Annotated in this window: 15 protein-coding genes; 4 read left to right on the top strand and 11 right to left on the bottom strand. The window is 71.0% G+C overall.

Features of this window, described 5'->3' with window-relative positions; translation table 11 throughout:
• Positions 1–193 precede the first annotated feature (193 nt).
• The gene (locus tag ACTWQR_RS19625) at positions 194–1,201 is read left to right on the top strand and encodes a zinc-binding dehydrogenase (RefSeq protein WP_443228398.1); all 1,008 of its coding nucleotides are present in this window, start codon (positions 194–196) and stop codon (positions 1,199–1,201) included.
• A gap of 67 nt (positions 1,202–1,268) precedes the next feature.
• Here the strand turns inward: ACTWQR_RS19625 and ACTWQR_RS19620 are convergent, their stop codons facing one another.
• Entirely contained in the window at positions 1,269–1,781 is a 513-nt protein-coding gene (locus ACTWQR_RS19620) for a GNAT family N-acetyltransferase (RefSeq protein WP_443228397.1), read from the bottom strand.
• Positions 1,782–1,878: 97 nt separating this feature from the next.
• Between ACTWQR_RS19620 and ACTWQR_RS19615 the strand changes: the two genes are divergently transcribed.
• The 3 genes from ACTWQR_RS19615 (at position 1,879) to ACTWQR_RS19605 (ending at position 5,428) form a co-directional block, all read left to right on the top strand.
• Positions 1,879–3,390 carry an NAD(P)/FAD-dependent oxidoreductase gene (locus ACTWQR_RS19615; protein WP_443228396.1) on the top strand — a complete coding sequence of 504 codons (1,512 nt, stop codon included), beginning with the start codon at positions 1,879–1,881 and terminating at the stop codon, positions 3,388–3,390.
• 15 nt (positions 3,391–3,405) lie between these two features.
• Positions 3,406–4,134 (top strand): alpha/beta hydrolase, encoded by a 729-nt coding sequence (locus ACTWQR_RS19610; protein WP_443228395.1) that lies wholly within the window; start codon positions 3,406–3,408, stop codon positions 4,132–4,134.
• Positions 4,135–4,642: 508 nt separating this feature from the next.
• The gene (locus tag ACTWQR_RS19605) at positions 4,643–5,428 is read left to right on the top strand and encodes an AfsR/SARP family transcriptional regulator (protein WP_443228394.1); all 786 of its coding nucleotides are present in this window, start codon (positions 4,643–4,645) and stop codon (positions 5,426–5,428) included.
• Between the two features lie 166 nt (positions 5,429–5,594).
• Here the strand turns inward: ACTWQR_RS19605 and ACTWQR_RS19600 are convergent, their stop codons facing one another.
• The 10 genes from ACTWQR_RS19600 to ACTWQR_RS19555 form a co-directional block, all read right to left on the bottom strand.
• Positions 5,595–6,896, bottom strand: coding sequence for an acyltransferase domain-containing protein (locus tag ACTWQR_RS19600; RefSeq protein WP_443228393.1), 1,302 nt, complete (start codon positions 6,894–6,896; stop codon positions 5,595–5,597).
• Between the two features lie 49 nt (positions 6,897–6,945).
• Positions 6,946–8,661: a thiol reductant ABC exporter subunit CydC gene (gene cydC, locus ACTWQR_RS19595; protein WP_443228392.1), complete on the bottom strand. Its 1,716-nt coding sequence runs from the start codon at positions 8,659–8,661 to the stop codon at positions 6,946–6,948.
• On the bottom strand, positions 8,658–10,394 hold the full coding sequence (cydD, locus tag ACTWQR_RS19590) for a thiol reductant ABC exporter subunit CydD (protein ID WP_443228391.1): 1,737 nt from the start codon (positions 10,392–10,394) through the stop codon (positions 8,658–8,660). The genes cydC and cydD overlap by 4 nt, the downstream gene beginning before the upstream one ends.
• Positions 10,395–10,476: 82 nt before the next feature.
• Positions 10,477–11,496, bottom strand: a complete 1,020-nt coding sequence (locus tag ACTWQR_RS19585) for a cytochrome d ubiquinol oxidase subunit II (protein WP_443228390.1) — start codon at positions 11,494–11,496, stop codon at positions 10,477–10,479.
• Positions 11,493–12,833 (bottom strand): cytochrome ubiquinol oxidase subunit I, encoded by a 1,341-nt coding sequence (locus ACTWQR_RS19580; RefSeq protein ID WP_443228389.1) that lies wholly within the window; start codon positions 12,831–12,833, stop codon positions 11,493–11,495. Before ACTWQR_RS19580 ends, ACTWQR_RS19585 begins: the two co-directional genes overlap by 4 nt.
• Positions 12,834–12,835: 2 nt before the next feature.
• A complete protein-coding gene (gene accC, locus ACTWQR_RS19575; RefSeq protein WP_443228388.1) occupies positions 12,836–14,305 on the bottom strand; it encodes an acetyl-CoA carboxylase biotin carboxylase subunit in 1,470 nt (489 codons plus the stop codon).
• A gap of 10 nt (positions 14,306–14,315) precedes the next feature.
• Entirely contained in the window at positions 14,316–14,828 is a 513-nt protein-coding gene (locus ACTWQR_RS19570) for an acetyl-CoA carboxylase (RefSeq protein ID WP_443228387.1), read from the bottom strand.
• A complete protein-coding gene (gene accA / locus ACTWQR_RS19565; RefSeq protein ID WP_443228386.1) occupies positions 14,825–16,534 on the bottom strand; it encodes an acetyl-CoA carboxylase carboxyl transferase subunit alpha in 1,710 nt (569 codons plus the stop codon). The genes ACTWQR_RS19570 and accA overlap by 4 nt, the downstream gene beginning before the upstream one ends.
• Positions 16,531–16,908 (bottom strand): antibiotic biosynthesis monooxygenase family protein, encoded by a 378-nt coding sequence (locus ACTWQR_RS19560; RefSeq protein WP_443228385.1) that lies wholly within the window; start codon positions 16,906–16,908, stop codon positions 16,531–16,533. The genes accA and ACTWQR_RS19560 overlap by 4 nt, the downstream gene beginning before the upstream one ends.
• Positions 16,909–16,921: 13 nt before the next feature.
• Complete coding sequence (locus tag ACTWQR_RS19555; RefSeq protein WP_443228384.1) at positions 16,922–18,547, bottom strand: FAD-dependent oxidoreductase; 1,626 nt, start codon at positions 18,545–18,547, stop codon at positions 16,922–16,924.
• Between the last annotated feature and the right edge of the window lie 24 nt (positions 18,548–18,571).

Genomic DNA, 18,571 nt, shown 5'->3' with positions numbered 1-18,571 from the left:
TCAGAGGCTGGACGCACCACATCGAACCGAAGCGCACGGACACGGCGAACCGAAGGGCCGGACACGGCGAACCGAGCGCATCGAACCTCTGGGACCTTTGGGACCTCTGGGACCTCTGGGACCTCTGGGACCTCTGGGACCTCTGGGACCTCTGGGAATCAGTGGGACAGCCAAAACGATCGAGGAGCCGCCCATGCACGCCATCCGCCTCCACGCCTTCGGCCCGGCCGAGAACCTCTCGTACGAGCCGGCCGAGGACCCCGAGCCGGGCCCGGGCCAGGTCCGTATAGCCGTCACCGCGGCCGGCGTACATCTCCTCGACACCGCGATCCGATCGGGCATCCAGGGCCCGCTCCCGGAGCTGCCCGCCCTGCCCACGATCCCCGGCCGCGAGGTCGCCGGCACGGTCGAGTCTCTCGGCGAGGGCGTCGCGAACCTGTGGCTCGGCAAGCGAGTCGTGGCCCACCTGGGCTTCAGCCCGGGCGGCTACGCGGAGCTCGCCGTCACGGACGTCGACCGACTCCACGAGATCCCCGGGAATCTGGACTCCGCGCAGGCCGTCGCGATGATCGGCACGGGGCGTACGACGATGGGGATACTCCAGTTCGCCGAGCTCGGCCCCGACTCCGTGGCCGTCATCCCGGCAGCCGCCGGCGGCATCGGCACCCTCCTCGTGCAGTACGCGAAGCAAGCCGGCGCCACCGTGATCGGCCTCGCGGGCGGCCCGGAGAAGGTGGCCCGCGTCGAGAAGAACGGCGCCGACCTCGCCGTCGACTACAAGGACCCGAGCTGGCCCGACCAGGTCAGACACTTCCTCGGCGACCGGGCGGCGACCATCGTCTTCGACGGCGTGGGCGGCGACACGGCCCGCGAGGCCGTCGCTCTGCTCGACAACCCCGGCGACACCCGCACCGACGCCCCCCGCGGCAAGCACCTCGTCTTCGGCTGGTCCGGCGAAGGCCTGCACAACGGCACCCCGCTGATCGTCGAGGGCGTGACGGAACAGGTCCTGGGCCCAGTGATGATGCAGAAGGCGGGCGGCCCGAACCCCATACGAACCCTGGAACTTCGTGCCCTCGCCGAGGCCGCCGAGGGCCGCCTCACCCCGGCCGTCCAACGCTTCCCCCTCGCGGAGGCGGCAGCCGCGCACCGCGCGCTGGAGACCCGGGGCACGATCGGCAAGGTGGTGCTGGAGCCATGAGCCCAGCACGATGATCCCGGCGAAGGCCCCCGAACACGACGAACCGGCCGCCTCCCCGGTCCCCGAGTCAGTCCACTGACACCCCTGACAGTCCTGACCCCCCTGACTTCGCCGACCCGAGCTCACCCAGCGCACCGTCCGTCAGCCGGTACACCGTCCACTCGTCCTGCGGCCGCGCGCCCAGCGCCTCGTAGAAGTCGATCGACGGCCGGTTCCAGTCGAGCACGGACCACTCGAGCCGCTCGTATCCCCGCTCCACACAGATCCGCGCCAGCTCCCCGAGCAGCGCCTTGCCGTGCCCTCCGCCGCGCGCCTGGGGCCGTACGTACAGGTCCTCCAGGTAGATCCCGTGCACCCCACGCCAGGTGGAGAAGTTCAAGAACCACAGCGCGAACCCGACCGGCACACCCTCCCCGTCCTCCGCGATATGCGCGAACGCCGCCGGCCGCTCCCCGAAGAGCGCCTCCCGCAGCTGCTCCTCGGTGGCCCTGGCCTCCTCCGCCGCCTTCTCGTACTCGGCCAGTTCCCGGACCATGGAGTGGATCACAGGGACATCAGCGGGAGTTGCCGTACGAATCATGCGGGCAGGCTACGGCAGCCCTCCGGGACAAACAGCCGCCCAGGACAATGGAATCCGGAGGAGACACCCGCCACCTTGAACAGCTAACGTCCCGCGCATGAGCAGTACGGAGAACGCGGGAAGCGCGACCGATGCCACCCGCACGACCAGCGCGCCGCACCCGGCCGACCCGCCGCACCCGGCCGACGCGACCGATACGGCCCGGCCCACCGACGCGCCCCGCGCCGTCGTCAACGGCGGCATATCGTTCTGGTACGCGCGGGAGGGCCTCCCCACGCCCCGCGAGCCCCTCCCCGGAGACGCGAGCGCCGACGTCGTCATCGTCGGCGGTGGCTACACCGGCCTGTGGACCGCGTACTACCTCAAGAAGGCCGCCCCCTTCCTGCGGATCACCGTCCTGGAGCAGAGGTTCTGCGGCTACGGAGCCTCCGGCCGCAACGGCGGCTGGCTCTACAACGGCATCGCGGGCCGCGACCGATACGCCCGCCTGCACGGCCACGAGGCCGCCGTACGCCTCCAGCAGGCCATGAACGACACGGTCTCCGAGGTCGTCCGCGTCACCGAAGAAGAAGGCATCGACGCGGACATCCACCGGGGCGGCGTACTCGAAGTGGCTTACACCCCCGCCCAGTTGACCCGCCTGAAGGACTTCCACGAGACGGAACTCTCGTACGGCGAGAAGGACCGCGAGCTGTACGGCGCCCGCGAGACCGCCGACCGCATCCGCGTCGCCGACGCCGTCGGCTCCGGCTGGACACCGCACGGCGCCCGCCTCCACCCGGTCAAGCTGCTCAAGGGGCTCGCCGCGGCCGTCGAGGCACTCGGCGTCACGATCCACGAGTCGACCCCCGTCACCGAGATCAGACCCAAACACGCCGTCACCCCGTACGGCACCGTCCGCGCCCCCTACGTCCTGCGCTGCACGGAAGGCTTCACAGCCTCCCTCAAGGGCCAGAAACGCACCTGGCTCCCCATGAACTCCTCGATGATCGCCACCGAGCCCCTCACCCCCTCCCAGTGGGAGTCCATCGGCTGGGAGGGCCGCGAAACCCTCGGCGACATGGCCCACGCCTACATGTACGCCCAGCGCACCGCCGACGACCGCATCGCTCTCGGCGGCCGCGGAGTCCCGTACCGCTTCGGCTCACGCACCGACAACGACGGGCGTACGCAACCATCGACGATCAGAGCCCTGCGCGAGATCCTCGTCCGCTTCTTCCCCCAGCTCTCGGACATCGCCGTCACCCACGCCTGGTCGGGCGTCCTCGGCGTACCGCGCGACTGGTGCGCCACGGTCACCCTCGACCGCTCCACGGGCCTCGGCTGGGCCGGCGGCTATGTGGGCTCCGGCGTCGCCACCGCCAACCTCGCCGCCCGCACCCTCCGAGACCTGATCCAGCACGATTCCGGCCAGTCGGGGGCGACCGAGCTCACCACCCTCCCCTGGGTCGAACACAAGGTCCGCAAGTGGGAACCCGAGCCTTTCCGCTGGCTCGGGGTACACGGCATGTACGCGACGTATCGAGCCGCCGACCGCCGCGAAGTCACCACGCATGCCGCACAGTCGTCCCGGATCGCGCGTATCGCCGACCGGGTCGCGGGCCGCTGAGACAGGGGGATCCCCATGAGCACCGCAGTCACGGACACCGTCCGCTACACATCCGACGGCCAACTCCTCGACATCCACCGCGCCACCGCCCCCGACGCCCCCACGGTCCTCCTGTGGCACGGCCGCGGCCCCGCCGAGCGGGACGTCCTGGGCGCCCTGGCCGCGACGGTCGCCCGCCTCGGCGCCACCGTCATAGTCCCCGACTGGCACCCCGACGCCCCCGACGGCGGCCGCCCTCAGCTCGCCGCCTCCCTCCGCTTCACCTGGGACTTCGTACCGGACCCGGCGAAGATCACCCTCGTCGGCTGGTCCCTGGGCGGCCGCGCCGCCATGGCCACGGCCCTGCGCCCGGACCCCCCGGAGGGCTGGCGCCCGGCCGCCGTGGTCGGCATCGCCGCCCGCTACAACCAGCCCGAGCCGCTCCTCGGCCTGCCCTCCCCCATGGCCGTCTGCGCCACCGCCCCGCCCCTGCCCATCCACCTGGTCCACGGCACGGCCGACCGGGTCTGCGACTTCGCCAACGCCCGCGAGTTCCAGGCCGTCCTGGCCTCCCACGGCCGCCAGGCCCCCCTCACCGAACTCACCACCGACCACTCGGGTGCGGTCATGGCCGAATACGCCCCCGAACTGGGCCGCTGCCGTCCCGCCCACTCCGGCTCCTCGTACCGCGAGGGCCTCCGCACGGCCCGGGTGATCGCGGAGGCGGCGGGGCTGTCCGTGAAAGAGGCCCGGGTCGGCGGGTGACCGGGGCCGCCTGACAGTGGTCCGCGGGCACCGGTCGTCGCGGCGGTCACGGAGCCCTCTCACACAGAGGGCTTCGGGGTCGCTCTCCGCGATGTGCCGAAGGGATGTATCTCGGATGTGAACGGACCCGTAGGGTGAATGAATTACATAAACCTGCGGCCGTGCTTGTTTCCCTTCGATCATCGCCGCGGCTCGTTTGAATACCCGATATCCGGTGCATTCCTGTTTGCGAAGAATTTCGCATGGCCGCCACGCCCCACAATCAGAATTTTCCCAAGATTTTTCCAAGGCATGACCATGACCGTCGCCGACCAGCACACGGTCCGGACGCCATCACGGCCGGTCGCCCTCACGGCCGCCGGGCCCCGGCCCATTGGCGCAGACCATTCCGGCCGTGACGACTGTTCTCGCGCCCGCGAACGGCCGCACACCCCCGGACCATCGTGGAACCCTTTGAGATTCACCCGAAGCTGGGTATTCTTGAAAGAGAAACTTCACGGGGGGATCAATGAAGTTCTTACTGCTGGGTAATCTCGAAATCCGACATCCTGGGGACAGTTCTGTGTTCGTGACCAGACACAGACACCTCCAAGTACTGGCGAACCTGCTGTCCACACCGAACACCATCGTGTCGACCGAGCGACTCATGAGTGGACTCTGGGAGAACAAGGCACCCGCCTCCGCCCGGGGGAACCTGAAGAGTTACATATGCGACCTACGGAAAGTGCTCGGCAAGGTCGATGTGCCGATCGAGACGGTCAGCGGCGGATACCGCATCGTCCTCGACCCGGCGGACATGGACACCACGTCATTCGACCAGCGGTTGATGCTGGCCAACCAGGCGTCGATAGAAGGTGATCACGTTCTGGCGCTGGAGCACCTGCACGCGGCGCTCGGCTATTGGCGCGGGCCGGCGCTCGACGGGCTGGCCGACAGTTCGCATTTCCTCGGCTCGGTCGCGGCCAAGCTCAACGACAAAAGACTCACCACGATACAGCAGTTCGCCGGGACCGGCCTTCGGATCGGCATGCCGTCGATGGTGCTGCCCCACCTGCGGGACGCGATCGCCGAAGACCCGTTGCGGGAGAAATTGACCGCTTATCTCATGCTCGCCCTCTATCAGGAGGGCAGGCGGGCGGAGGCCCTCATGGCCTATCAATCGCTACGGGCCGCGCTGGTGAGCGACGTAGGGGTCGAGCCGTGTCGGGAGGTCGCGATTCTGCATCAGCAAATCCTCACCGACGATCCGCAGCTTGCCCGACCCGAGATGCTGGTCGGTGAATCCTCGCGGTAAAACGGTCTCCGCCTGGTGTGGACGGATGAATTCCGAATTCCGGTGAGTGTCACAGAGCACAGCCGGTCGATCAGTCGAACAGTTCGGGCAGGCGCTCGGCCGGGATTTCCCGGCCGAGCGCTTTCGCGTGGGCGACTGTCGCGTTCGGCGGCGACGGCGCGCCGGTTCATTGCCGGTCCATTGCCAGTTCCCGTGAGGACCACGCCGCCGCGGTGAGATTGTGGCCCTCCGACCAGACCCGCCCGGCCGCCACGCAGAACGCGCGCCGGTCGGCGACCGGGTCACCGGGACCCGCGGGCAACACGGCCACCACAGCACTGCTGCCGGTGATCACCGATCGGTGCCTGCGAGCGGCCGTGACAAGACCCTGCCCGGGACCGGTCTCCACCAGCAGGAACTCACCGTCGGAGAGCAACCGGTTGAGCGTGGGCCAGAACAGGACCGGCTCCATGACCTGACGCGCCCAGAACCACGGGTCGAGCGCCTTGTCCCGGTGCAGGCGGTCGCAGGTGTAGGCCGAGTAGAGCACCAGGTCGGGCTCCCGCAGCCGAACACCGGCCAGCACGTCCAGGCTCGACCGGGCGAGGCCCTCCATCGCGGGGTTGTGGAAGCCGAGTGTCGACGGCACCGTGACGACGTGGAAGCCGTTGTCCGTCAGCTTCTTCGAAACTTCGGCGAGTTCGGCGTCCGGTCCGGCGAGGACCGTCTGTCGGGGCGAGTTCACCGCGGCGATCGTCACCTGACCGGTGAGGAACGGGACGAGCCGCTGCGCGGGTGCGGCCACACCGAGCATCCCGCCCGGCGGCTGCCTCACCGCCGCTGCGGCCCGGTGCGTGATCACCGACACCGCGTCGTCGAGGGCGAACACACCCGCCACGACCGACGCCACGACCTCTCCCGCGCTGTGCCCCAGCAGCGCACCCGGCTCGACGCCCCACTCGATCAGGCAGCGTGCCATCGCGTATTCGACGCCGACGAGGAGCGGCTGCGACCGGGACACGTCATGAATCGACACGAGCGGCTCGGCGCTGAGCCAGTCCACCCGCAGCAGTTCGGCGTTGGCGACGTCGGTCACCCGCCGGATGATGTCGAAGTACTCGTCCATCGCGGCGGTGAACACCGGATCCCAGCCGTACAGACCGGCTGCCATCCTGATGTGCTGGCTGCCCTGTCCCGGGAAGAGCACCGCGACCGGCCGGTTCCTGGCCTCGTGTGCCACCACCGACGCCAGGCACTCGATCGCCGTCCCGGACGTGTCCGCCACCACCGCTGCCCGCCATCCGCCGTTGCCCGCCCGCTCGTGGTTCCAGCGGGCCACGAGCCCGCCGAACTCCTCGGGTGGACCCTCGGCGAGCCGGTGGACCAGTTCTGTCCGCTGCGCCATCAGATCGTCCGCATCGGCCCCGGACAGCAGGATCAGCAGCGGTTCGGGAGAGTCCTGGGGAGCGGCGTCGAACTGCTCGGTCACGTCGGTTCCTTTGCTCAGGGGTGGGGGAGAGGCAGTGATGCCCGTCGCGCTACTCGGCGGGGCCACACGCGCCGACGTGTCCGGGACCAACGACGGCGTCGGGTCCGCCCCGCCGTACGACACGGCCGGCGTCGAGGAAGACGACCTCGTCGAATCCGGTCAGGCCCTTGGTTCGGTGGGTGACCACCACGAGCGTTCGCGGGCCGGATTCGATGAGCAGGTCGTCCAGCACGGCCCGTGCGGTCGGCTCGTCGAGCCCTTCCGTCGGTTCGTCGAGCAGCAGGACGGGCGGGTCGGCGAGAAAGGCGCGGGCCAGCAGCAGGCGCTGGCGCTGCCCGCCGGAGAGGACCGCGCCGTCGGCGCCGACCGGGGTCCGCAGCCCCTTGGGCAGACTGTCGGCCCAGTCGAGCAGCCGCGCCCTGGCCAGGGCCACGCGCAACTCGGCGTCGGTCGCGTCCGGCACGGCGATGCGAAGGTTGTCGGCGACCGTGGTGGCGAAGACGTGCGCGTCCTGCGGCAGCCCGGACACCATCGCGGCCAGGTCGGGTTCGGCCCAGTCGGCGATGTCGGTCCCGGCGACATCCACTGATCCGGATGTCGGCGGCAGCGCCCCGCACAGCAGGCCGAGCAGGGTGCTCTTGCCCGCCCCGCTCGCCCCCACGACGGCGATCCTGCGGCCGGGCTCGACCACGAGGTCGACACCGTCGAGCGCGGCGCCGTCCTCACCGGGGTAGCACACCGTCACACCAGAGAGGGCGAGCCGGGGGGTCGACTCGGGCAACGGCCGACGCGCGGGCTCCGCCGCCCGCGGCGCCCGCAGCACGTCGGCGACGCGTCGAGCGGCCTGGCGGGCCTCGACGAACCGCAGCGCGGCGTCGACCAGAGCGGCAGCGGATTCGGTGACCGCCAGCGCGGTGAGCGCGAGGACGGGCACCATCACACCGTCCACGCCGCCGGCCGTGTCGGACTCGGCCAGGGCGACCCAGCCGACCAGCCCGGCGGTGAGGATCTGGACGGCGGTGGCGACGGCGATGCCGGTGCCGACCGCGTCACCCCAGCGGCGCTCGGCCCGGCCCAGAACGGCGGCGGCCCCGGTGGTGTCCGCGACGGCGCGCGCCGCCTGCCCGGCCATGGCCAGCTCGGCCGCACCCTCGATGAGGTCGTGCCCGCGCACCGCGAGGTCGGCCCGCAGTTCGGCGGTGGCCCGCGCGGACAACCGGGCCATGAGGACCGTGAGCGCGGGCACCGCGACGGCGACCAGGATCAGGCCGGCCAGCAGCACGAGCCCGGCGACCGGGACGAAGGCCCAGAGGAACAGCACACCCGCGGTACCCGCCCCGACGGCGACCACCGCGGGTACCAGGCACCGCAGCAGAAGATCCTGGACGAGGTCGACATCGGCGACCATGCGCGACAGCAGATCGGCCTCACGCGGCCCCTGGCCGGCCTTCGGACGCGTACCCGCGACGGCCTGGTAGACGCGAACCCGCAGCTCGCCCTGCGCACGCAGGGTGACGTCGTGGCTGAGCAGGCGTTCGACATAGCGCAGTCCGCCCCGGCCCACCGCCAGCGCCCGTACTGCGACGATGGCCACGGCCAGTACTTCGTACGACGGCATGCCGGCGGCGGTGGCCAGCAGCCAGGCGGCGATTGCCATCAGCGCGACGGCCGCGAAGTCGGCGGTGAGGGCGACCGCGGTGGCGGCGGCCAGTCTGCCCGGGCGCGGGGCGGCGGCACGCAGAGCGACGAGGACGGGGCTCATCATCGGGCCACCTCCGCGAACGGATCGGACACGATCGCATCGGACGCGAACGGCTCCGGCGCGAAGGGCTCCGGCGCGACCGAGCCGCCGCTGATCCGGATCACTCTGTCCACCGTGGAGAGCGGAGCCGGGCGGTGCGTGGCGAGCAGGACGGTCCGGCCCGTCATCAGCCGGGTGGCGGCGTCGAGGACGAGCCGTTCGCCGTCGAGGTCCAGCCGCGCCGTCGGTTCGTCCAGCACCACGACCGGGGCGTCGCGGATCAGGGCCCGGGCCAGGGCCAGGCGCTGACGCTGCCCCGAGGACAGCCGCAGCCCGCGCTCGCCGATGCGGGTCCGGTAGCCCTCGGGCAGTGTGTCGATGAACTCGGCCGCGTTCGCGGCGACCGCGGCGGCGATCACTTCGGCGTCCGTCGCATCGGGGCGGGCCAGGCGGATGTTGTCGGCGACGCTCCGGTCGAACAGGTGTGGCCGCTGCGGCACCCAGGCCACTCTGGACCGCCACAGTTCGAGGTCGATGTCGGCGAGGTCGTGCCCTTCGACCAGGACACGTCCGCTGGTGGGGCGGGTGAGGCCGAGCGCGAGGGCGAGCAGCGAGCTCTTGCCCGCGCCGCTCGGTCCGACCAGGGCGACCCGCTCTCCCGCCGCCACCGTGAACGACACACCGCCGAGTGCGGCCTCGGCACGGCCGGGGTGCCGCAGGACGACCTCCTCGAACTCGATCCGGAGGGGACCGTCGGGCAGTGACCGACGGGACCGGCGCGCGGCGGGTACGGGCGTGTCGAGCAGGGCGAAGACCTGTTCCGCCGCCACGGTTCCCTCGGCCGCGGCGTGGAACCTGGTGCCGAGGCCACGCAGTGCGAGGTAGGCCTCCGGAGCCAGGACCAGTACGAGCAGGGCTTCGGAGAAACGGGCGTCGCCGGTGAGCAGGCGCAGCCCCAGCGGCACCGCGACCAGGGCGACCGACAGCGTGGCGACCAGTTCGAGGACGAGGCCGGACAGGAAGGCCATCCGCAGGGTGCCCATGGTGGCGGCGCGGTGGCGCTCGGCCATCCGGCGCACCGCTTCGGTGTGGGCACTGGACCGGCCGAGCGAGCGCAGCGTACGCAGGCCGGTGAGGGCGTCGAGGAAATGGCCGCCCAGCCGGGACAGCGCACGGTACCGGCGCTCGGTGGCCAGGCGTGTGTGCCTGCCGACGAGGAAGCCGAAGACCGGCACCAGCGGCAGCGTCACGGCCACGGTCACGGCACTGATCACGTCGGTGAACGCGAGCCACACGACCACCGCGACCGGCACGGCCGTCGCGGTGATCAGCTGCGGGAAGTAGCCCGCGAGGTAGGGGTCGAGAGCGTCTAGGCCCTTGCCGACCATGGTCAGCAGTTCCCCACGCTGCCGGCCGGCGGTCCAGCCCGGGCCGAGGTCGTCGAGCTTGCCGAAGACGCGGCCGCGCAGTTCGGCCTTGATCCGGGCGGCGGCCCGCGCGGCGAGCACGTGACGCGCCCACACGAGCGCGCCCCGGCCGGCCGCGACGGCCGCCACCAGGACGAGTGCCCGCGCGGCGGCGCCGGGCGCGGCGCCGTCGACCCCGATCGCCAGCAGCCGGGACAGCGCCTCGGCCTGCGCGACGACCGACAGTCCGGCCAGCGCGGCGACGCCGATCACCGAGTACAGCGTTGACTTGGGCAGCAGTTCGGCCGACAGCAGCCTGGCCCGCACCGTCCGGCCGGTCGATCCGCTCACCGCTCCCCCTCGTCCGCGCGAGCCGAACGCCTCGCGCCCGCACAGCACGTCAACGACGTGGGTGAGACACATCGCCGAGTCACTAGAAGTACCCGACCGAGCCCTCGCGCACGCGGCCGCGTGCGATGCGCCAGGTCATGAACTGTGCGGCCATGAGCACCGGCAGCAGCACCAGCACCACCCAGAACAGCGGGTGCAGCACCGAGGCCTCGGCCGCTCCTTCGGTCACCGTCATGCTCTGCCGCTCACCGTGGCTGGACACGATCAGGTAGGGCAGCCTGCCGGCCCCGACGACGAGCGCCGCCGACAGCAGGACCAGCGAGCTGCCGATGAACGCGAACCGCGGCCTGCCGTTGTGGTTGAACACGTCCGACGCGACCGTCCCGGCCACGCCCAGCACGACCAGCCCGATCACCAGGCCGGAGTTGCCGACGGCGTCCTTCACCCCGTCGTCGAAGACGCCCGCGACGACCGACAGGAGGACGGTCAGCAGGGCGGCCGGGCCGAGCTTCTTGCCCAGAGCGGCCGCTCTGTCGGACAACGGGCCCTCCAGCCGGGCCGCGGCGAAGTTGGTGCCGTGCAGCGCGAACACCGCGACCGACGCCGGCACGCAGGCGAGGGTGAAGGGCTCGGCGAGCAGGTCCGCCGGGACGCGCAGCACCTCGTCGTCGCCCAGCGGCAGGGCGCGGAACATGAGCGAGCCGATGAAGCCCCACGCGATCGCCTGCACCAGACACGCGAAGGTCAGCACGGTCTCCCACAGCCTGCGCCAGCCCGGCGCGCTCTCCCGCAGCCGGAAGTGGAAGGACACCCCGCGCAGGCCCATCGCCGCGACGAACGGGATGAAGTACGGGAACAGACCGGAGAGCATGGTGCCCTCGAAGATCGGGAATCCCCCGACGAGCAGGCCGAGCGCCGCGATGATCCACACCTCGTTGGCGAGGAAGTACGGGCCGACCGCGTGCACGACGGCCGAGCGCTTGGCCGTGTCGCGGCCGAGCAGCGGCAGCACCAGGCCGACGCCTATGGTGCGGCCGTCCATGATCAGGTAGCCGATGAACAGCAGCCCGAAGAGACCGAGCCAGGCCGTTTGAATCGTCACCGGGAGCTTCCTTCCAGAACGGTGGCGTCGGGCTCGTCCCGTCGCGTGGGCTCGCCGTACAGCGGTTCGTCGTCGGTGGCCGGTGGTGCGCCCCGGCCGAGTTGCGCCGCGTCCGGGCCTCGCCGGGCTATGCGGAACAGCAGCACCCAGTCGATGACCGCGAGCGTGATCACCAGCGTGGCGAACACGATCAGAGAGGTCAGCATCGCCCCGGCGCCGCGCGGCGACACCGCGTCCTCGGTCTTGAGCACGTGGTAGATCGCCCAGGGCTGGCGACCGATCTCGCGGAAGATCCAGCCCGAGGCGCCCGCGAGGAACGGCAGCGGGATGAGCCCGACGAAGATCCTGAACGCCGTCTTCTGGAGCTTCGGCCGGCGCCAGAAGTAGTTCTTGATCGTCAGCAGCGCGACCACGCCGACCACCGCCAGCATCAGGATCGCCGAGTTCCGCATGATGAACTTGGCCCAGAAGGCGAAGGCCAGCGGCGGGACGTAGTTGCCGGGCCCGTACTGGGCCTCGGCCTCGGCCGCCTCCTGGCGCGCGAGGTCGAAGTCGCCGTCGAAGATGGCGCCCTTGATCGGCTGCTCCACGTTGACCAGGTCGATCATCAGGCCGCCGAGCAGCGCGGTCAGGAAGATGAACGGGATGGACGTGTAGAGCGAGATCCGGAACGACTTGAGGTAGACCTCGCGGTCCGGGTGGTCGGCGGGCTTCTTGAGGAGGTGCCACGCGCTGACGCCGAGCACGAAGACGAGACCGGTGGTCATCGCGGCGGTCGTCACATGCGGGACCGCGCGCCACATGTTCGGGTTGGACAGCAGGTCGCCGATGCTGGTGAGCACGGCCTTGCCGTTCTCGATCGTGTAGCCCTCGGGGTGCTGGAGGAACGCGTTGGTCCCGACCACGAGGATGACCGATGCCCACGCGGTGACCGCGGTGGCGGTGATCAGGGCGAGGTGCACCTTTCGGCTGACCACGTTCCAGCCGAAGATCCACATGCCGAGGAACGTCGACTCCAGGAAGAAGGCGACCAGCGTCTCGATGGACAGCGGCGAGCCGATGACGTTGCCCGCGAAGTGCGTGAGGCCGCTCCAGTTGAGGCCGAACTGGAACTCCATCACGATGCCGGTGGCGATGCCGACGGCGTAGTTGACCACGTAGAGCTGGCCCCAGAACCTGGTCATCCGCTCATAGGTCGGGCTCTTCTTCCGGTACCACTGGATCTGGCAGATCACGACAAACGTGACCAGCCCCAGGGTCAGCGCGACGAACAGCCAGTGGGCCACCGCGGTGATCCCGAACTGCGTGCGCGCGTAGAGAACTGCATCCCCGGACACGTCTACTCCATTGTCAGTCGGGCAGGCCGAGCGGTACGGCCGCCCGGTTGAAGATCTCCCGGGTCGGGTGCCGGATGAAGCCGGCGGTCCTGGCCACCGTGAAGTTGGGCGCCGCTCCGCCGGCCGGGGTCGAACTCCTTCGCCAGGAACGACGTGCGTGCCTGGCCCGCGGCGAACACGGGATCGGCCAGCACCCTGCGGTGGAAGTCGATCGTCGTGTGCACGCCCGGCCCGCTCACCCGCATCTCGGCCAGCGCGCCGTCCATCCGGGCGAGAGCGGTCCCGCGGTCGGGCCCCCAGGCGATGAGCTTGGCGATCATCGAGTCGTAGTGCGGCGGCACGGTCCCGCCGGGCACGCTGTGGGTGTCGACCCGGACCCCGATACCGCCCGGAACCCGGTACTCGACGAGCTTGCCGGGGGTCGGCGCGAAGTCCCGGTCGGGGTTCTCCGCGTTGACCCGGCACTCGATCGCGTGGCCGGTGAGCACGATGTCGGACTGGTCGAACGGCAGCCGCTCCCCCGCCGCCACCTTGATCTGCTCGGCGACGAGGTCCACCCCGGTGATCATCTCGGTCACCGGGTGCTCGACCTGGATCCGCGCGTTCATCTCCATGAACCAGAACCGGCCGTCGTCGTCGAGGAGGAACTCCACGGTGCCGGCACCCCGGTAGCCGACTGCCTTGGCGCCGCTCAGTGCGGCCTGGCCCATCTCATTGCGCAGCTCCGGATCCAGGGCGGGCGACGGCCCTTCCTCGATGAGCTTCTGATGACGCCGCTGCACCGAGCAGTCCCGCTCGCCCAGATGCACGGTGCGCCCATGCGCGTCGGCGAGGATCTGGAACTCGATGTGCCGCACCGAGGGGGCGTAGCGCTCGAGGTAGACCCGGCTGTCGCCGAAGACCGCCTGCGCGCCCGCCCGGGTGCGCCGGTAGGCCGAGCGCAGGTCGGCGGCCGACTCGACCACCGTGATCCCGCGCCCGCCGCCACCCGCGACCGCTTTGATCACGACCGGGTACCCGATGCTCTCGCCGCACGCGGCGGCCTCCTCGTAGGACGCCACCGGCTCCGGGCTGCCGGGCAGCATCGGCAGCCCGGCGCCGGCCATCAGCTTGCGCGCGGTGGCCTTGTCGCCGACCGAGCTCATGACCTCGGGCGACGGCCCGATGAAGGTCAGACCGTTGTCCGCGCAGATCCTGGCGAAATCCGGGTCCTCGGAGAGAAACCCGTAGCCGGGGTGCACGGCCCGCGCGCCCGTCTTCAGTGCGGCGCCGACGATGTTCGGCACATTGAGGTAGCTCCGGCGGGGCTGCGGGGGCCCGACGCACACGGCCTCGTCGGCGAGTTCCACGTGGGTGCTTTCGGCGTCGGCCTCGGAGTACACGGCCACCGTGCGCACGCCGAGCGCGCGGCAGGCGCGGATGACCCGTACCGCGATCTCGCCCCGGTTGGCTATGAGGACTTTGTCGAACACGGCGGTCCCCCTAGTTCCCCGGGTCGAGCGTGAACAGCCGCTGCCCGTACTCGACCATCTCGCCGTCATCGACACACACCGCGACGACCCGGCCCGCCCGGTCCGCGGTGACCGGGGTGAACAGCTTCATCGTCTCGATGAGCCCGACCTGCTGTCCCTCCTCGATCCGGTCGCCCACCTCGACGAAGGGGGCGGCCTCCGGGGAGGAACGCAGATAGAAGGTGCCCACGACCGGCGCGGCCACGGACGGTCCGCTGTGGACCGGCTCGGCGTCGGCGTCGGCCTCGATCTCCGTCTCGGCGGCCGGGGCGGTGGGCCCGGGCCGGGCGACGGGTGCCGCGAGGGCGGACGGGACGATGTCGTGGCCCCACTCGACCTCGACGACGCATCCGTCGACCCGCACCATCACCCGGCGCAGCGGGCCGGGCAGCTTCTTGACGATGTCGTGGACCGCGGCCCCCAGGTCCGGCACGTCGGCCCCTGGTTGCGGCAGGTCCACCGGGCTCTCGGCGATCGACGTCATCGCGCCCCCTCCTTCAGATCGGACTGGTGTTCAGGTGAGCCGATACCCGCGAACCGCCGGTACCGCTGCGCCACGAGGTCGTCGGGCTCGCACCCGGCCAGCTCGGCGAGGACCGAGGTCACCACCACGCGAACGGTGTCCGCCATGGCGTCCGGGTCGGCGCACGCCCCGCCCGGCGGTTCCGGCACGACGCCGTCGACCACGCCCAGCCGCAGCAGGCTCCGCGGCGTGATGCCGAGCTGCTCGGCAGCGCGCCCGGCGGACGACGCGTCCTTGAACAAGATCGTCGAGCAGCCCTCGGGGCTGATGACCGAGTAGTACGCGTTCTCCAGGATCAGCACCCGGTTGGCCACCCCCAGGGCCAGCGCGCCCCCGCTGCCGCCCTCACCGGTGACGATGGACACCACCGGCACCGGAAGGCCGGACATGTACTCGATACAGCGGGCGATGGCGTAGCCCTGTCCGCGCTGCTCGGCCTCCACGCCCGGATAGGCGCCCGGCGTGTCGATGAACGTCACCAGCGGAAACCCGAACCGGGCCGCGTAACTCATCAGCCGGCGCGCCCGGTGGTAGCCCCACGGCTGCGGCATGCCGAAGTTGCGCGCCGCCAGTTCGGCGATGTCGTGGCCCTTCTGGTGCCCGATGACGACCACGGTGCGACCACCGACCGAGGCGATGCCGCCGACGATCGCCTTGTCGTCGCCGTTGCCCGTCCGGTCACCGCGCAGTTCGACGAAGTCGTCGAAGACGGCTGCGCAGTAGTCCGCCGTGGTCGGCCGGCCGATGTCGCGGGCCAGTTTCACCAGGTCGGCCGCGGCGATCTCGCCCACCTGCCCGACGTCGGTGAGCAGCGGGCTCGGCTCCGGGTCGGCGACGGCCGTCGGCGCCGCGTGCATCCGCAGCAGCCTGGCCAGGTTCGCCCGCAGCGACTCCCGGGGCAGCACCATGTCCACCTGGCCGCTCTCGGCGAGGAACTCCGCGCTCTGGAACCTGGGTGGCAGCTCCTGACGGATGGTCTGCCGGATGATCTCCGGACCGGCGAACCCGATCCGGGCACCCGGCTCGGCGATGACCACGTCGCCCAGCGTGGCGAACGACGCCGTGGCGCCGCCGTACGTCGGGTCGGTGTTGAGGTTGACCGTCAGCACTCCGGCCTCGTGCAGCCGACGCAGTTCCTGGCCGGTCTTGGCCAGCTGCATCAGCGAGATCGCGCCCTCCTGCATCCGGGCGCCGCCGGAGGCGGAGATGATCAGCAGCGGAATCCGGTCGGCCAGCGCCCGCCGGGCGGCGCGGGCGATCAGCTCGCCCGCGACCGACCCCACACTGCCGCCGAGGAAACCGAAGTCCAGTGCCGCGACCACCAGCGGCAGGCCGCCTACGGTCGCGCTCACGCAGACCACGGCGTCGTGGTTGCCGCTGCGCAGCTGGGCCTCGGCGAGCCTCACCGGGTACGGCTTCGTGTCGGCGAAGCCGAGGAGGTCGACCGGCGCCAGATCGGCGTCGAACCGGCAGGCGCTGCCGTCGTCGAGCAGCATGCCGAGCCGCTCGGCGACGGTCAGGCGGGCATGGTGCCCGCACTCGTAGCACACCTTGAGCGTGCGCTCCCAGCGCTCGCGGTACAGCATCTCGCCGCACCCGGCGCAGCGGAGCCAGTCGTCGTCGGCCCCGCCGAACCGCGACACGCGCTCGACCGGCGCCGTCGTCATGCCCGATCCCCCTCGACGAGGTCACCGGCGACAAGGCCATCGGCGACGAGGTCGTCGGCGCTGTGCGTGTACGCGACATCGCAGAACACCGGCTCGATGTCGGCGATGGCACGGCACTCCCGGAAGTGCGCCTGCACGTCCGGGTGCGCCCGCATGGCGTCGAAGTCCTCCCGGCTGCGCCACTGGGCGTAGTTCACGACATGCCCGCCGTCGTGCCCGAGGTGCACGCTGGCCGAGACGTACCCGGGGAACCTCGTGATGACGTCGGTCGCCTCCAGGATGACGTCGTACATCCTGCGCTGGTCCTCGGGCTTGACCCGGAAGACGTTGATCAGCGTGTAGTAGCCGTTCTCGACGGCGATGACGTTCCCCATCGGTGCTGTCCCCCTACGCCCGGGCGGTGATCGTGGACAGCGCAGCCTTCAGCTCGGCGGCCGCGTCGGCCACCGCGCCGGTGGACCGGTAGCCGACGAAGCCGTCGGGGCGGACCAGGACCGCGCCCTCGGCCGTGATGCCGGTGTTGTCCAGCCAGGCGCCGTCCTTGTCGGCCAGCTCGGCGTCCGGTCCGATCCGGTAGGCCTTGAGCGGGACGCCCAGCTCGGCCGCCGCGGCACTCGCACCGTCCAGCCAGGACTGGCCGTTCTCACCAGTGAGCAGTACGAACGAGTCGGCGGCCAGTTCGACGGTGGAGACGCGCCCGCCGTCACGCTCCAGCCAGGAGTGCGGCACACGCAGACCGGGACGACCGTCGATGCGCAGCTCGGGCTCCAGCGCCTCGCCCGCCTCGCTGCCGACGAACGCGGCGGAGTGGTAGCGGTAACCGGTGCTGATGACGGTGGAGTTGCGCAGCTCCGGGTGGCCGCCGTCGCCGTTGGTGCGTGTCGTCTGACGCAGGTACGCCTGGTAGGCGGTGGCGGCGCCGACCGGGTGCCGCTCCGCCTCATAGGTGTCGAGCAGGCTCTCGCCGGCCCAGCCCTTCAGCACCGCGGCGATCTTCCACGCCAGGTTGTGCGCGTCCTGCATACCCGAGTTGGCGCCGTAGCCGCCGGCCGGCGGGTGCACATGGGCCGCGTCACCCACGAGGAACACGCGGCCGGCCCGGTAGGTCTCGGCGACCTCGTGCGCCAGCCGCCACTTCGACACGAGCTGCACGTCGATCGGCAGGTCCGTCAGGCCAGTGGCGGTCCTGACGTACTCCAGCGCCTTCTCCTTGGAGACCTCACCGTCGCCGTGCTGCTTCGGGTCCCAGAACAGGCCGAACACCCAGCGGGTGTCGTCGAAGCGGTGCAGCAGGCCGGACGCCTGGTTGAGCAGGTAGCAGATCAGGAAGCGGCGGCCGTTGACCACCGAGTCCAGGTCGGCGGCGAACAGCACCGACAGAACGGTGCCCATGGTTCCGTTGCCGGTCCGCCCGATGCCCAGGCCCTCACGGATCGGGCTGGCGGCACCGTCGGCGGCGATCAGATAGCGGGCCCGCACCTGGCGCTCGACGCCGGTCGCCCGGTCCTTGACGACAGCGGTGACACCGTCGTCGTCCTGCTCGTAGGAGACGAACTCGGTATTGAAGTGGATCTCCGCCCCGCGCTTGGCCGCCTCCCGGATCAGCATCGGCTCGATCCTGTCCTGGCCGCACCACACGGGCTCCTGAGGGCTGGCGCCCTCGACCTCGACAGTGCCCTCCTCCATGACGAAGGCGGAGCCGTCACCGATGTCGGCGACCCGCTTGGCGCCGAGGATCGCGCGCGGCAGCAGCTCGGGCGAGCTGTGGTCCTCGGACCAGTGCTTGCCGGGGACCAGGCGCAGACCCTGCTCCCGTATCTCCGGCTCCAGGCCGACGCCGTGCAGCAGCTCCATGGTGCGCGCGCTCACCCCCGCCGCCCGCAGCAGCACCGCGGTGCTCTCGTTGCGCTCCACCAGGTGTACGTCGACACCCTGCTGGGCGAGGAAAAGCGCGGAGGCCAGACCGTTGAGCCCCCCACCGACGACCAGAACGTTGGTCTGAACGGTTTCCATCGAATCCTCCATCGGAATCTCTGA

The sequence above is a fragment of the Streptomyces sp. 2A115 genome (assembly GCF_052245575.1).
Lineage (GTDB): Bacteria > Actinomycetota > Actinomycetes > Streptomycetales > Streptomycetaceae > Streptomyces.
This window is presented reverse-complemented; position numbering and strand designations above follow the sequence as displayed.

Excerpts from the sequence above, each read along its gene's own strand:
- ACTWQR_RS19615 (WP_443228396.1), top strand. The coding sequence starts at position 1,879 with ATGAGCAGTACGGAGAACGCGGGAAGCGCGACCGATGCCACCCGCACG.
- ACTWQR_RS19625 (WP_443228398.1), top strand. The coding sequence starts at position 194 with ATGCACGCCATCCGCCTCCACGCCTTCGGCCCGGCCGAGAACCTCTCG.
- ACTWQR_RS19605 (WP_443228394.1), top strand. The coding sequence starts at position 4,643 with ATGAAGTTCTTACTGCTGGGTAATCTCGAAATCCGACATCCTGGGGAC.
- ACTWQR_RS19555 (WP_443228384.1), bottom strand. The coding sequence starts at position 18,547 with ATGGAAACCGTTCAGACCAACGTTCTGGTCGTCGGTGGGGGGCTCAAC.
- cydC (WP_443228392.1), bottom strand. The coding sequence starts at position 8,661 with ATGATGAGCCCCGTCCTCGTCGCTCTGCGTGCCGCCGCCCCGCGCCCG.
- ACTWQR_RS19560 (WP_443228385.1), bottom strand. The coding sequence starts at position 16,908 with ATGGGGAACGTCATCGCCGTCGAGAACGGCTACTACACGCTGATCAAC.
- ACTWQR_RS19570 (WP_443228387.1), bottom strand. The coding sequence starts at position 14,828 with ATGACGTCGATCGCCGAGAGCCCGGTGGACCTGCCGCAACCAGGGGCC.
- ACTWQR_RS19620 (WP_443228397.1), bottom strand. The coding sequence starts at position 1,781 with ATGATTCGTACGGCAACTCCCGCTGATGTCCCTGTGATCCACTCCATG.
- ACTWQR_RS19610 (WP_443228395.1), top strand. The coding sequence starts at position 3,406 with ATGAGCACCGCAGTCACGGACACCGTCCGCTACACATCCGACGGCCAA.
- accA (WP_443228386.1), bottom strand. The coding sequence starts at position 16,534 with ATGACGACGGCGCCGGTCGAGCGCGTGTCGCGGTTCGGCGGGGCCGAC.